Origin of the sequence: Paenibacillus nasutitermitis (genome assembly GCF_014641075.1) — a bacterium.
Classification (GTDB): domain Bacteria; phylum Bacillota; class Bacilli; order Paenibacillales; family Paenibacillaceae; genus Paenibacillus_Z; species Paenibacillus_Z nasutitermitis.
In genome coordinates this window covers 301,558-314,084 of sequence record NZ_BMHP01000001.1, presented here as the reverse complement: position 1 = coordinate 314,084, position 12,527 = coordinate 301,558, and the positions used below count along the sequence as shown (strand labels likewise).

At 52.4% G+C, this 12,527-nt stretch carries 12 protein-coding genes; 3 read left to right on the top strand and 9 right to left on the bottom strand.

The genetic code is table 11. The annotated features are described in order from the left end of the window. Window positions 1-15: 15 nt before the first annotated feature. A complete protein-coding gene (locus tag IEY46_RS01365) occupies window positions 16-984 on the bottom strand; it encodes an aldolase catalytic domain-containing protein (RefSeq protein WP_188988408.1) in 969 nt (322 codons plus the stop codon). A 228-nt stretch (window positions 985-1,212) separates the two neighbouring features. After that, window positions 1,213-2,595 (bottom strand): class II fumarate hydratase, encoded by a 1,383-nt coding sequence (fumC, locus tag IEY46_RS01360; RefSeq protein WP_188988406.1) that lies wholly within the window; start codon window positions 2,593-2,595, stop codon window positions 1,213-1,215. A gap of 148 nt (window positions 2,596-2,743) precedes the next feature. On the opposite strand from fumC, the gene IEY46_RS01355 reads away from it, so the two are divergent. Further along, window positions 2,744-2,938 (top strand): DUF2188 domain-containing protein, encoded by a 195-nt coding sequence (locus IEY46_RS01355; protein ID WP_188988404.1) that lies wholly within the window; start codon window positions 2,744-2,746, stop codon window positions 2,936-2,938. 105 nt (window positions 2,939-3,043) lie between these two features. Here IEY46_RS01355 and kduD read toward each other — a convergent pair whose 3' ends face one another. The 4 genes from kduD to IEY46_RS01335 form a co-directional block, all read right to left on the bottom strand. Beyond that, entirely contained in the window at window positions 3,044-3,802 is a 759-nt protein-coding gene (gene kduD / locus IEY46_RS01350) for a 2-dehydro-3-deoxy-D-gluconate 5-dehydrogenase KduD (RefSeq protein ID WP_188988403.1), read from the bottom strand. Then, the gene (locus IEY46_RS01345) at window positions 3,799-4,572 is read right to left on the bottom strand and encodes a DeoR/GlpR family DNA-binding transcription regulator (RefSeq protein ID WP_188991571.1); all 774 of its coding nucleotides are present in this window, start codon (window positions 4,570-4,572) and stop codon (window positions 3,799-3,801) included. Before IEY46_RS01345 ends, kduD begins: the two co-directional genes overlap by 4 nt. A 28-nt stretch (window positions 4,573-4,600) precedes the next feature. Next, window positions 4,601-5,431: a 5-dehydro-4-deoxy-D-glucuronate isomerase gene (kduI, locus tag IEY46_RS01340; RefSeq protein ID WP_188991569.1), complete on the bottom strand. Its 831-nt coding sequence runs from the start codon at window positions 5,429-5,431 to the stop codon at window positions 4,601-4,603. A gap of 117 nt (window positions 5,432-5,548) precedes the next feature. Further along, on the bottom strand, window positions 5,549-5,959 hold the full coding sequence (locus tag IEY46_RS01335) for an acyl-CoA thioesterase (RefSeq protein ID WP_188988401.1): 411 nt from the start codon (window positions 5,957-5,959) through the stop codon (window positions 5,549-5,551). A 162-nt stretch (window positions 5,960-6,121) separates the two neighbouring features. Here IEY46_RS01335 and IEY46_RS01330 point away from each other — a divergent pair, with 162 nt between their 5' ends. Then, a complete protein-coding gene (locus IEY46_RS01330) occupies window positions 6,122-6,736 on the top strand; it encodes a hypothetical protein (protein ID WP_188988399.1) in 615 nt (204 codons plus the stop codon). 52 nt (window positions 6,737-6,788) lie between these two features. Here the strand turns inward: IEY46_RS01330 and IEY46_RS01325 are convergent, their stop codons facing one another. Then, window positions 6,789-7,505 carry a response regulator transcription factor gene (locus tag IEY46_RS01325; protein WP_188988397.1) on the bottom strand — a complete coding sequence of 239 codons (717 nt, stop codon included), beginning with the start codon at window positions 7,503-7,505 and terminating at the stop codon, window positions 6,789-6,791. A gap of 266 nt (window positions 7,506-7,771) precedes the next feature. Here IEY46_RS01325 and IEY46_RS01320 point away from each other — a divergent pair, with 266 nt between their 5' ends. Beyond that, window positions 7,772-8,770 (top strand): YihY/virulence factor BrkB family protein, encoded by a 999-nt coding sequence (locus IEY46_RS01320; RefSeq protein ID WP_229749987.1) that lies wholly within the window; start codon window positions 7,772-7,774, stop codon window positions 8,768-8,770. 137 nt (window positions 8,771-8,907) lie between these two features. Here the strand turns inward: IEY46_RS01320 and ppdK are convergent, their stop codons facing one another. Both ppdK and IEY46_RS01310 read right to left on the bottom strand, forming a co-directional pair. Continuing rightward, window positions 8,908-11,589 (bottom strand): pyruvate, phosphate dikinase, encoded by a 2,682-nt coding sequence (gene ppdK / locus IEY46_RS01315; protein ID WP_188988395.1) that lies wholly within the window; start codon window positions 11,587-11,589, stop codon window positions 8,908-8,910. A gap of 180 nt (window positions 11,590-11,769) precedes the next feature. Continuing rightward, window positions 11,770-12,402 (bottom strand): helix-turn-helix transcriptional regulator, encoded by a 633-nt coding sequence (locus tag IEY46_RS01310; RefSeq protein WP_308422785.1) that lies wholly within the window; start codon window positions 12,400-12,402, stop codon window positions 11,770-11,772. Window positions 12,403-12,527 lie beyond the last annotated feature (125 nt).

Here is a 12,527-nt window from a genome sequence, read left to right as displayed (position 1 = left end):
ACGCAAGGATAAAATCTAATTACTGTGAAGAATCTCCGGTGTGGTCAGCTTGTCGTAGAAGTCCACGCCTTTGTCCTTGTCTGCCGAATTCCGCAGCGCCATCGCTGAACGGGGATGCTCGTCCAGCATGCCGGTAATCATGTAAGGAATGATATAACCCCACTCTTCCTTCTCGCGCAGGGGAATCATATGCTTCTCGATCATATCCAGGACCGGTCTCACATTGTACCGGGTATTCTTCAGATGGGCGACCAGCAGTTCAGTCGGGCAGTTGCCCGCCGCGCGTCCCATTCCGTAGACGGATGCATCAAGAAGCTCGACGCCCTTCTCGGCAGAAATAAGCGTGTTGGCAAAAGCCAGCTGCATGTTGTTATGCGTATGCACGCCAAGGCGTTTGCTCGGCAGATGCTTCTGGAATTTCTCAACCAGATATAGAAAGTCATTGGGATCCAGGCTGCCATAGGAATCAACCACATAGACCACATCGACCACGCTTGCTTCAAGCAATTCGAACGCTTCAAGCAGCTGATTCTCCATTACATTGGAAAGCGCCATAATATTGATCGTAGTCTCATAACCCCGTTCGTGGAACAGCTTTACAAGCTCAAGCGCCTTCTCCACATCCTGGATGTAGCAGGCGACACGAATCAGATCCAGCATGCTCTGCTCGCGCGGCAAAATATCATTCTCGTCCACTCGCCCGATATCGACAAGCGCCGACAGCTTTGTATTCAGCTTTTGAGGAATAACCTCGCGCAGGAATTCGTCATCCAGAAAACGCCACGGGCCTGCGGATTCCGCTCCTTTAAGCAGCTTGGGTGAATTTTTATAGCCGACTTCCATATACTCCACGCCTGCTTCATTCAAGCTGTTGTAGAGATCCTGAACAAATTCAACGCTGAAATCCCAGTTATTAACGAGTCCGCCGTCGCGTATCGTACAATCGACGATTTTGCAATGATTGGTTTTAATTTTAGCATTCATTCGAGTGTGTAGCTCCTTTTGCATATCTTGTCTTTTCTATCCATGATACTTGAAAACCTCCTTGAACGCAAAGCCAAAATGTCCAAATCGGCTTGACATAAGGATTCCTTTCCACGAAAAATGCTGTCGTTTTTCGCAGATGCGAGCGGGCCGGCAGCCCTTCCCCTTACTCGATATAAGAAAATAAGGGCAGAGCCGACACGAACCGGTTCTGCCCTAATTCTGATTTCAGATCATATCTTCCGCACGGACCACTTCGTCGAACTTCTCGGCACTGATCAGCCCGCTCTGAATGGCGGCTTCCCGAAGCGTAAGCCCCTGTTTATGAGCGGTTTTGGCGATGGTCGCCGCATTCTCATATCCGATATGGGGGTTAAGTGCGGTAACGAGCATGAGCGATTTGTTCAGATTGCCGGAGATGGCTTCGCGGTTCGCTTCAATACCAACGGCGCAGTGCTCGTCAAAGGAACGCATCGCATCGGCCAGCAGCCTTGCGGATTGCAGAAAGTTATGGATAATCACCGGCTTGAATACATTCAGCTCAAAATTCCCTTGACTGGCGGCAAAGCCGATTGCCGCGTCATTGCCCATCACCTGGCAAACAACCATAGTCAATGCTTCCGCCTGGGTAGGGTTGACCTTACCGGGCATGATCGAGCTTCCCGGTTCATTCTCGGGAATGCTGATTTCACCGATTCCGCAGCGGGGACCGCTGGCGAGCCAGCGCACGTCGTTGGCGATCTTCATCAGATCCGCTGCCAGCGCCTTAAAGGCCCCGTGCACGAATACGATCTCGTCATGACTCGTCAGGGAATGGAACTTGTTCGGCGCGCTCAGGAAGCTTTTCCCGGTCAAGCGGCTGAGCTCCTGGGCGGCGAGCTCTCCGAATCGGGGGTCCGCATTCAGACCGGTGCCAACTGCGGTTCCGCCAATCGCCAGCTCCCGCAGCTCCTCGCTGCTGGTTCTTATATTGCGCTCGCCTTTCTCCAGCATGCGCACCCAGCCGCTTATTTCCTGCCCCAGTGTAAGGGGCGTGGCATCCTGCAGATGCGTGCGGCCGATTTTGATCACATCGGCGAATGCTTCGCTCTTGCTCTGCAGCGTTGCTTTGAGCTGGGCGATGGCAGGCAGGACAGTATCCTCTACCGTTATCAGTGCTGCCAGATGCATAGCAGTCGGGAAGGTATCATTGGAGCTTTGCGAGCGGTTCACGTCATCATTGGGATGGATCTTCAACTGGCTGGCGGGGTCCTGCTGCACGAGCAACTGACCGGCCCGGCGCGCAATGACCTCATTGACATTCATATTCGATTGCGTACCGCTGCCCGTCTGCCAAACCGCGAGCGGAAATTCTCTGCTCCACTTGCCTTCGATTATTTCATCGGCGGCTTCGGCTATAGCTGCGGCTTTCTCGGGTTCCAGCTTGCCAAGCTCTTTATTTACGAGCGCGGCTCCTTTCTTTAAATAAGCAAAAGCGTGTATCAGCTCAACCGGCATTTTCTCCGTACCGATCTTGAAATTGTGCAGGCTGCGCTCTGTCTGCGCTCCCCATAGACGATCGGCGGGGACCTGAATTTCCCCCATCGAATCCTTTTCAGTTCGGAATTCCATTCTCGTCACCCTTTCTTTTCGTTCGTATCTGTCCTTACCCATTCTACATGATTGAGTGACGAATATCGATTTTGCCGGATGCCGCTGTTTGTTTTTTGGATACAAGGGCTAAATAAATAAAAGATCCCTGTATAAAGGAGGAACGCTTATGCCTTGGACCAAGGACGATTATCCCGACTCCCTGAAAAACTTTATGGCCCCCGTGCGCGAAAAAGCCGTCGAAATTGCCAATGCCCTGCTGAAGGACGGTTACGAAGAAGGCCGCGCCATCTCCATTGCTACCGCACAGGCCAAAGAATGGGCGGAAGACCACCATAAGCAAGTACGAAAGAAAGGTCACTAACGGCGGCTAATATGGACAAGCTGTATCCCCATTGTGTCCCGCGCCAAAAAAAAAGGGTGTCGACCGGCAATTTTCCGGAAGACATCCTTTTTTTGGCTTGATCAATTAACGATTCATCCAGCCTCCGTCCACGCACAGCACATGGCCATTCATATAATCCGATGCCGCGGAAGCCAGCAGTACGACCGGTCCCTTCAGATCATCGGCCTGGCCCCATCGGCCTGCGGGGATACGCTCAAGAATTTGCTTGCTTCGTTCGGGATCCCCGCGAAGCTGTTCCGTATTGTCCGTCTCGATATAGCCCGGTGCGATGGCGTTCACCTGCACGCCCCTGGATGCCCATTCATTGGCGAGCGCCTTCGTCAGACCCGCTACGGCATGTTTGCTTGCCGTATAGCCCGGTACATTGATCCCGCCCTGGAAGGATAACATGGATGCGATGTTGATGATTTTTCCCGAGCCCTGTTTGATCATTTCCCGGCCGGCAAGCTGGCTGAGGAAGAAAACCGCATTCAAATTGACATTCAGGACATCATGCCAATCCGCCGCGGCATGCTCGGCAGCGGGGGTCCGGCGGATGATGCCGGAATTGTTGACGAGTATATCGATTTTGCCGAAAGCTCCGATCGTTTGGGCAATCACATCCGGCAGCCTGCTTTCCTCGGACAGATCGGCTTTGATAACCACCGCTCTGCGGTTCAATGAGGTGATTTCCTGTTCGATTTCAGCCGGGCTGCTCTGGTTGGTCACAAGCGCCACATCTGCCCCCGCTTCCGCAAGCGCCAGGGCAATCGCCCTGCCGATTCCCCGTGAAGCTCCGGTGACCAGCGCTTTTTTGCCGGTGAGGTCAAATAATGTACTCATTCATTCCCACTCCTGTCCGCTTGTTCAATAGTTGCCTGCAAGGCTTGATATTTGCTGAGGATGAGAGGGTCCAGGTCATCATCTGTAATAATCCGCTCGGCCTCCGGCAGAGACGCGAAGGTGAACAGCGCCCCTTTATCGAATTTGCTGTGGTCGGCGACGCAGATCACCCGCTTGGATGCCTCGATAAAAATCCGTTTAACCGGTGCCAGCTCCGGCGTAAAAACACTGAAGCCATATTCCGCATGAATGCCTGTCGTCGACAGGAAGAAGGTATGGATGTTCATCCGGCGCACCCAATCCAGCGATTCCGGATGAAGCAGCAGATTATGATGCCTGTAGCCGCCGGGAACGACTAGCCGGATTTGATCATGCAGCGCAAGCTCGCGGATAATTAAGACATCGTTCGTAACGACTGTCAGCGGCTTATTCTGCATCCGCCTCGCCATGGCGAGCGTCGTGCTGCCCCCGTCCAGAGCGATAATGTCGCCCGTATGGACATGCTTCAAAGCTGCAGCAGCTATCATTTCCTTCGCGTCCTCCAGCTTATTGTTCGGATAGACAAGCGGGTAGATATTCTCTTCACTGGGTTCGAGCAGCAGAGCGCCGCCATGCGTTCTTTTCAGCAGCCCTTTGGCTTCCAGCTTCTCCAGATCGTCGCGTATCGTCTTCTCCGTCACTTGGAGGGAAACGCTAAGCTGCGCCACCTTCACCGCTCCGCGTTGCTGCAGCTCATCGATAATCTTCCTGTGTCTGGTTGCGGCCAGCATCAATGAAACGCCCCCCTCCACTTTCAACTTATTTCAGCGTATCCATCGGTACACTGTCCATATCTTTAAACGTATAATTCTCTCCGGCCATCGCCCAGATGAAGGAATAATTCGAGGTCCCGGCGCCGGAATGGATGGACCAGGGCGGGGAAATAACCGCTTGCTCATTGGCTACCACAAGATGACGGGATTCTTCCGGAAGACCCATCATATGGAAGACCCTTGCGTCCGGATTCAAATCGAAATAAAGATACGCTTCCATCCGCCGGTCGTGAAGATGGGCAGGCATCGTGTTCCAGATGCTGCCCGGCTTCAGGATCGTGATGCCCAGCATCAGCTGGCAGCTCTGCAGTCCACCTTCGTGGATAAATTGATAAATGGTCCGCTCGTTAGAGGTTTCCAGCGAACCCAAATGGTTGGGATTGGCTTTATCGATAGCCATTTTGCTGACCGGCAGCGTATGGTGGGCATTGGCGGAGCAGAAATACAGCTTGGCCGGATCGGATGGATCCGGGCTTGCCAGCGTCACTTTCTTCGCTCCTTTTCCAACATAGAGAGCATCCAGGCGGTTCAGGGAATGTTCTTCCCCGTCAACGGCAATGACAGCGGGACCGCCAAGATTAACAAAGCCGGCCTCCCGCCGTTCAAAAAAATATTCGGTCTTGAGCGTTTGCGGAGCTTCCAGAACAAGCGGCTGTTCCGCAGGCATAGCCCCCCCAATGACAAGACGGTCATAATGCGTATAAGTCATATGTAGATGGCCGGGCTCAAATAAGGATTCAATGAGAAAGTGTTTGCGCAGCGTTTGTGTATCATACCTTTTGACATCCTCAGGGTGTGATGCATGACGAATATCCATTTCCGTTTTCATTTCCTTTTTCCTCCTATAATGTTCGTTTTGGTTTGTTTGTGATCATTATAGTATAAAATTCACAGGAGAGGAAGTATAAAAAAACGTGAAAGGGAGTTTGTGTCGCTAGCGGTGAAGCTCTCCGCCAGGGAATAAACGGCGCAGCTCCGGGGGAAGCTCCCTGCTCTTGCGGGTACTGGCATCCATTGTGACGCAGGTAATGAGCGCATCGGCCCGCACGCCGTCCTCTTCGCTACAGATATGCTGGCTTAAGACATAACTTGTTCTGCCCGCCCGTTCCGGCACTGTAATAACCTGCAGTCGGTCATTTTGCCTGCATTCTTTGCGGTAATTAATGTTGATATTCACAGTTACAGTCTGTATGCCCAGCCGCAGAAATTCATCATAAGGAAGTCCCGCCTGTTCGTACCATTCTTCTCGTCCCCATTCGAGATATTCCAAATACTTGGCATTGTTCACATGACCGTTTACATCAATTTCGGTTGAACGGACCATTATAGAGGTAATAACCTTCATTACATGCCTCTCCTTCCTCGCACCGGCTGTCCCAAGACGCCAAATAATACCTAATGGTACCATGGACAGCTGACTTGTCAAAAAAAATGGACAAGAAGTTTTTAATTTTTCCCGCAGCTTTAATTATTCTAAACGATCACTTTCAAGAAAGGATGAGCCTCCATGCAAAGAACGATGCGTTCAAGATTGAAATTCCCTGCAAGGCAGCCTCATAATAGAAGCGCAACCCTGCTCCTGGCCGGTCTCCTGCTGACTGCCGGATGCAGTTCCAACCCTTCACTTGATACCAGTACCGGCAAATCTGACCCTGCTAGTGGGAGCGAAAACACTGCCAATAACAATGTCCAGCCGCAAACGGGACAGTCCGCAGAGGGGCGGCCACCTGCCGAATCCAAACCCGCAGAAACAAACAATCCTTATTCCGCTGCAGGTATTGACGACCCTTCCGCCTTTGAAGCGGTATTTGATCAGGTGAAGTCAGCCGTAGCTGATGGAGATCCGAATAAAGTTGCTGCTTATGTGCTGTTTCCGATGAGAGTCAATGACGCCAAAGGCTCTGTTTCCATCAATAACAAAGAGGACTTTGTCGCTAAGTACGACACTATATTTACCGTTTCCGTAAAAGAAGCGCTGGCTAATCAAAAAAAAGATAACCTATTCGTTAACGCCAAGGGCGTAATGGTAGGCAATGGAGAAGTCTGGTTTGGCGCCACAACAGGCTCGCCCCAAAAATATGGAATCATAGCTGTCAACCAGGATACGGCGGCTTCTCGATAGAAACAACCGCCCGGGTAAGCTCAGGCGGCTGCTGCGCGGGCAAGCTATGCTGCTATTCTTGTTTATTGAACCGGTAGCCTGAGCCCCAAACGGTCTCGATTACCTGCGGTTTGGAAGGATTCTGCTCGATTTTCTCCCTCAGTTTGCTGATATGTACCGTTACTGTAGGGAGATCGCCCATTGAATCCAGGCCCCAAACCCGCTCAAACAGCTCCTCTTTGGTAAATACCCGGTTAGGATTAGCCGCCAGGTACAGCAGCAAGTCCAATTCCTTGGCGGTCAACGCCACCTCGCATTCTTCCACATATACCTTCCGTGCCAGCCTGTCGATGAGCAAGATTCCGGCACGGAATGGATTATGCGGGCTGATTTCCGCTGTGTCAGTATGTGCTTGCTGTTCATTATTGGGTAAATGACGGGACAATTGAACGCCGACCCGCGCCATAAACTCGTCCATGCTGTACGGTTTCACCAAATAATCATCCGCTCCAAGGCCCAGTATTCTGATTGAATCGACCTCTTCGTGCGTGGCTAGTATCATCATTATGGGCGCATCTGCTGTCTGACGGAAAATCTTGCAGATATCGAAGCCATCTCTGCCCGGGACCGCCAGGTCCAGAATGATCATGGCAAAGGGTTCTTTCATTGCTTTCTGCACGCCTGCGTCTGCGCTTGCCGCAAGCTCCACGGCATAGCCGCCGGCTTCTAAAGTATCCTTTCGGAGCTTCGATATCACCCCGTGGTCCTCAATAATCAATATCTTTTTCATTCCTGTTCTTTATCCCCCCGGAGGTTATCAGATGAGACCTGGATGCTTGCCCCACCACTATATGAATTACACCCGTACTGCCATCATTAAACGGCAATGCGGGCGAATTCCACGTTAATCTCTTGAGGGAAATGAATAAATTCACAAGGGAATCAACAAGAGTGTGTCTTCTTTTCCATCTGTGGAATAAATATAAAGCAGGGACAGGTTTACAGGGGGAGTCCCCGGGTAATTACAAATGTATTCATGGAAGGAGGTTGAGTGCAGTGGCTAAACTAGTGGGTCCAGACTCTGTCAAGGGGAAGTCTAATGTCGTTATTCAATATCCTGACAAAGCGACTGGCTCCCAAGCCGGCAGCGATATAAAAAAACGCAGAACCTTCATGGATTTTGCCCAAAATTTATACTGCCGTTTTCAAGATGACGAAGTGCCGGCCCTGGCAGCACAGCTGACGTATTATTTGATTCTTTCTTTTTTCCCGTTCCTGATCTTCATTATCGCTGTCCTCAGCTTCGCCAATTTGACGCTGCAGGATGTTATCGAACAAATCCAGCTGGTCATGCCGGAGCTCTCAACCAAAACCATCAGCAGCACATTCAGCGAGATTCAGGCTTCAAGAAGCGGCTCTCTGCTCTCCGTTGGTTTGATCATCACGTTATGGTCGGCGTCCAATGGGATTAATGCCGTCATGAAAGCTTTAAATAAAGCCTATGATGTTGAGGAGACCAGACCGTTCTGGAAAGTCAAAGCGTATTCGCTTATATTCACCTTCGTACTGGCTCTGGTCATTCTGTTCAGTATGGTCATGCTGATCTTCGGCAGAGTAATCGGAGATATGCTGTACAAATGGACGCAGTTGCCTGGCAGTTTCGATATGGTTTGGACCGTAGCGCAATTTGCCATCCCGATCATCGTTATGGCTGTCGTTTTTGCTTGCATGTATCTGTTCGCGCCCAATCTGCGGCTGCGTTTCCGAGAAGTGGTGCCCGGCGCGCTGTTCGCCACTTTTGGCTGGATTATCACTTCGTTATGTTTCTCCTTTTACGTGAACAATTTCAGCAATTACTCCAAAACCTACGGCAGTATCGGCGGGATTATCGTACTGCTTACATGGCTCTATCTGTCGAGCATTATTATTGTGCTTGGCGGTGAAATCAACGCTTCGCTTCACTTCGATAAGCACGGCAAAATGAAAGCAGACTGCAAACGTTTCTCGATCCCGTTTCCATTCTTCAAGCGAGGCAAAAAAGCGGACGCCAAATAAACATCTTTTTCAGCTCATCGACCTGTGGCTGACTGATACAGCAGGATGGAACCCAAAGACAACCCCCGAAGCCAGCGGCTCCGGGGGTTGTCTTTGGGTGAAATCACGACGAAAGGCGGTAAACTGCCGTCTAACGGTTATACGGCTTCCGGTTTCTCCTGGCTGTCGTCCCTTTGAATATCAAGCCATGCTTGGGCGGCAGCGATTCTGGCCAGCGGAACGCGGTATGGCGAGCAGCTGACATAATCGAGCCCCGCCCGCAGGCAGAACGCAATCGATGCTTTATCCCCACCATGCTCCCCGCATATTCCCGTCTTCAGCGCAGGACGGACCGCTCTGCCCGTCAGCACGGCCATTTCAATCAACTGTCCGACGCCTTCGGTATCCAGCACCTGAAACGGATTATAGGGGAGCAGCTTCTCATCGATGTACCGGGACATAAATTTCCCCTCCGCATCATCCCGGCTGTAGCCAAGCGTCATCTGCGTCAGATCATTTGTGCCAAAAGAGAAGAAATCTGCATAGGCGGCAATTTTACGGGCCGTAAGCGCAGCACGTGGCACCTCAATCATGGTTCCAACCTTATAGGACAGGTTTTGTTGCCCTTCATGTTCCACGATCCTTGCAGCGGCTTTGTCGATGTTTTCCCTCAGCAGCTTAAGCTCCGTATCATGTCCGACCAAGGGCACCATGATTTCAGGAATGACCGTTATTCCTTCCGTCTTACAGGTCAATACGGCTTTAAAGATCGCTTCAATCTGCATATTATAGATTTCCGGATACACGATCCCGAGCCGGCAGCCCCGCTGGCCCAGCATCGGATTGGCTTCATGAAGGTGCTGTACCTTGGCGAGCAGCTTGCGCAGCTCGTGTCTCTCCTGCTGCGCTTCCGGTCCGTCTCCGCTCAGCTCATGCAGCTTCTGCTGCAGCTCCGAGCTCTGCGGTAAAAATTCATGCAAAGGCGGATCCAGAAGACGGATCGTCACCGGCAGGCCATCCATCGCCCGGAAAATATCCTCAAAGTCCTGCCGCTGCAGCGGCAGCAGCTTGGCCAGCGCAAGATCGCGGGTCTCCCTGCTGTCTGCCAGGATCATTTCCCTGACGAGCGGCAGTCTCTCCGGCGAGAGAAACATATGCTCCGTCCGGCACAGTCCGACCCCTTCCGCACCCAGCATTCGCGCAGCTTGCGCATCCTTGGGATTATCGGCGTTGGCAAGCACCTTCATCGTCCTGATCTCATCAGCCCATTCCAGCATCTGCAGCAGCTCCGGCGTCATCTCCGCTTCGCGAAGCGGCACGATGCCGGCAATGACTCTTCCCGTTCCGCCGTCCAGCGTGATCCAATCCCCTTCGGCGACTTTTATCTCCCCGGCTTCAAAATACTTCTCAGCCGCCGTAATATGAATCGCCTCGCAGCCGCATACGCATGGCTTGCCCATGCCTCTTGCCACCACGGCTGCATGGCTGGTCATCCCGCCTCTGCTGGTTAACACGCCCTCGGCAGCCAGCACGCCATGAATGTCCTCCGGCGTCGTTTCCGACCGGACCAGGATGACGGCTTTGCCTTCCCGGCTCCAGGCTTCGGCCATATCCGCATCAAAGACGACCTGGCCGACCGCAGCCCCTGGGGAGGCTGGAAGCCCCGAAGCGATAACACCGTGGACCAGCTCTTCTTCGATACCGCGATGCAGCAGCTGATCCAGATGCCCGGGTTCGATACGCTGCAGCGCTTCCTCTTTGCGCAGCACCCCTTCTTTAACCAGATCGACGGCGATTTTCATGGAGGCTTGGGCATTGCGTTTGCCGGCCCGGGTCTGAAGCAGGAACAGCCTTCCGCCTTCAACCGTAAATTCGATATCCTGCATGTCGCGATAATGATTTTCCAACAGCTCAGCCGTATCGTTCAACTGCTTATAAATATCTGGAAGCTCATGATTCAAGGACGCTATCGGCTGCGGCGTCCGCACTCCCGCTACCACATCCTCGCCCTGCGCATTGATGAGATATTCCCCGTACAACCCCCTCTCGCCCGTGGAGGGGTTGCGTGTAAAGATGACTCCTGTTCCGCTATCGTTGCCTTTATTGCCGAAAACCATCGACTGCACATTAACCGCCGTCCCTTGATCGTCGGGAATGCTGTTAATTTTGCGGTAAATCTGTGCCCTGCTCGTATTCCACGAACGGAAGACCGCTTCCACTGCCAGACGCAGCTGCTCGCTCACATCCTGAGGGAACTCACGGCCGGTCTGGCCGACATAACAGGCCTTGAACGTGCCGATCAGCTTCTCCCAGCCTGCTGCAGAGACTTCCTGGTCCTGCTGCACGCCTTCTTCATTCTTTAATTCCTGCAGCAGACGGTCAAAAAGATGTGAAGGAATGCCCATCACCACATGTCCGAACATCTGCAGCAAGCGGCGGTAGCAATCATACGCGAAGCGGGGGTCATTCGTCGATGCGGCAAACCCTTTGACCGTTTGATCGTTGAGACCGAGATTTAGAATGGTATCCATCATGCCTGGCATCGAGGTTACCGAACCCGATCTTACGGACAGCAGGAGCGGACGGCCCGGATCGCCGAATGCCTGACCGGTAGCAACTTCCAAATCCGCCAGTGCGCCCCTGGCTTGCTGCCACAGATCTTCCGTCAAGCGCTCTCCCTTTTGAAAAAAAATACGGCAGGCATCTGTCGTAATGGTAAATCCGGCCGGGACCGGAAGTCCGATGCGGGCCATTTCAGCCAGATTGGCCCCTTTGCCGCCCAATAAAGATTTCATGCTGGCATGACCTTCGGAGAATGAGAATATTTGTTTCTGATTCATGATAAAAGAACTCCTTTTCCTTGTATGTAGGGGAATAAATGCATGTATAAAATTGTTAATTCAACCTTTTTATGAATATATTTACATTTAAAATGGTAAAAGAGTCCTTTCCTGCACCGGCTTCCCGTCAGGTTATTTCTGAAAGGACCGCCAATGCGGTCCTTTCCTTGATCCGTTATCTTACAAGGCTTCTGGTGTTTTGCCCGTTGCCAGCTCAAGCAGTAGAAGGGTCATCGTCGTCTTCGAGATCCTGCCGACTACCTCCAGCCGGCTTCCCGAACCTTGTGTATCCGCGTCCCGCACCACAGGCAAGCTGTCCACCTGATGGGTAATCAGCTTGCGGGCCGCCTCGACAACCGTACACTCCGGTGTAACTGTTACGACATTGGGGTGGCGCGTCATGACCAGACTGATTGGGATTGCAGCGGCTCCCTGGTTGCCAAGCGTAACCTTCAGCAGATCCTTGCGGGAGACAATTCCGGCCAGATAACCCTGCGCGTCCACCACCGTAAGACTTCCGACATTCTCCAGGAATAGGGCCACGACGGCATCGCTTACGCTTGTAGTCTCGTACAAAGCCACCGGAGCGGATTGGACCTCCTTCACCTTGCGTTGATGAAAACGCTCCAGATAGCGGGAATCCTGCCCGGACGACGCGCGGCCAAGAGAGTAGCCTACCTTCGGCTTGGCCTCCAGCACGTGAAGCATCACAAGCAGCGCCAGATCCGCCCGGATGCTCGGACGAGTGGTGTCAAGCTTATCCGCAATCTGTTCCCCTGAAATAGGGGCATCCTGTTCGACGATAGAGACGATTTGCAGTTGACGGGATGTAAGTTCGATATGACGCCCCTCCTTGGACTTTCTTCATCCCTCCATATTATCAGAATTGGGAAGCAGGTTGAAGCAACCGCAGCTCAGTTGGTTTGACCTGTCTTTTT

Excerpts from the sequence above, each read along its gene's own strand:
- IEY46_RS01330 (WP_188988399.1), top strand. The coding sequence starts at position 6,122 with ATGCAAAGAACGATGCGTTCAAGATTGAAATTCCCTGCAAGGCAGCCT.
- IEY46_RS01335 (WP_188988401.1), bottom strand. The coding sequence starts at position 5,959 with ATGAAGGTTATTACCTCTATAATGGTCCGTTCAACCGAAATTGATGTA.
- kduI (WP_188991569.1), bottom strand. The coding sequence starts at position 5,431 with ATGGATATTCGTCATGCATCACACCCTGAGGATGTCAAAAGGTATGAT.
- IEY46_RS01325 (WP_188988397.1), bottom strand. The coding sequence starts at position 7,505 with ATGAAAAAGATATTGATTATTGAGGACCACGGGGTGATATCGAAGCTC.
- fumC (WP_188988406.1), bottom strand. The coding sequence starts at position 2,595 with ATGGAATTCCGAACTGAAAAGGATTCGATGGGGGAAATTCAGGTCCCC.
- kduD (WP_188988403.1), bottom strand. The coding sequence starts at position 3,802 with ATGAGTACATTATTTGACCTCACCGGCAAAAAAGCGCTGGTCACCGGA.
- ppdK (WP_188988395.1), bottom strand. The coding sequence starts at position 11,589 with ATGAATCAGAAACAAATATTCTCATTCTCCGAAGGTCATGCCAGCATG.
- IEY46_RS01345 (WP_188991571.1), bottom strand. The coding sequence starts at position 4,572 with ATGCTGGCCGCAACCAGACACAGGAAGATTATCGATGAGCTGCAGCAA.
- IEY46_RS01355 (WP_188988404.1), top strand. The coding sequence starts at position 2,744 with ATGCCTTGGACCAAGGACGATTATCCCGACTCCCTGAAAAACTTTATG.
- IEY46_RS01365 (WP_188988408.1), bottom strand. The coding sequence starts at position 984 with ATGAATGCTAAAATTAAAACCAATCATTGCAAAATCGTCGATTGTACG.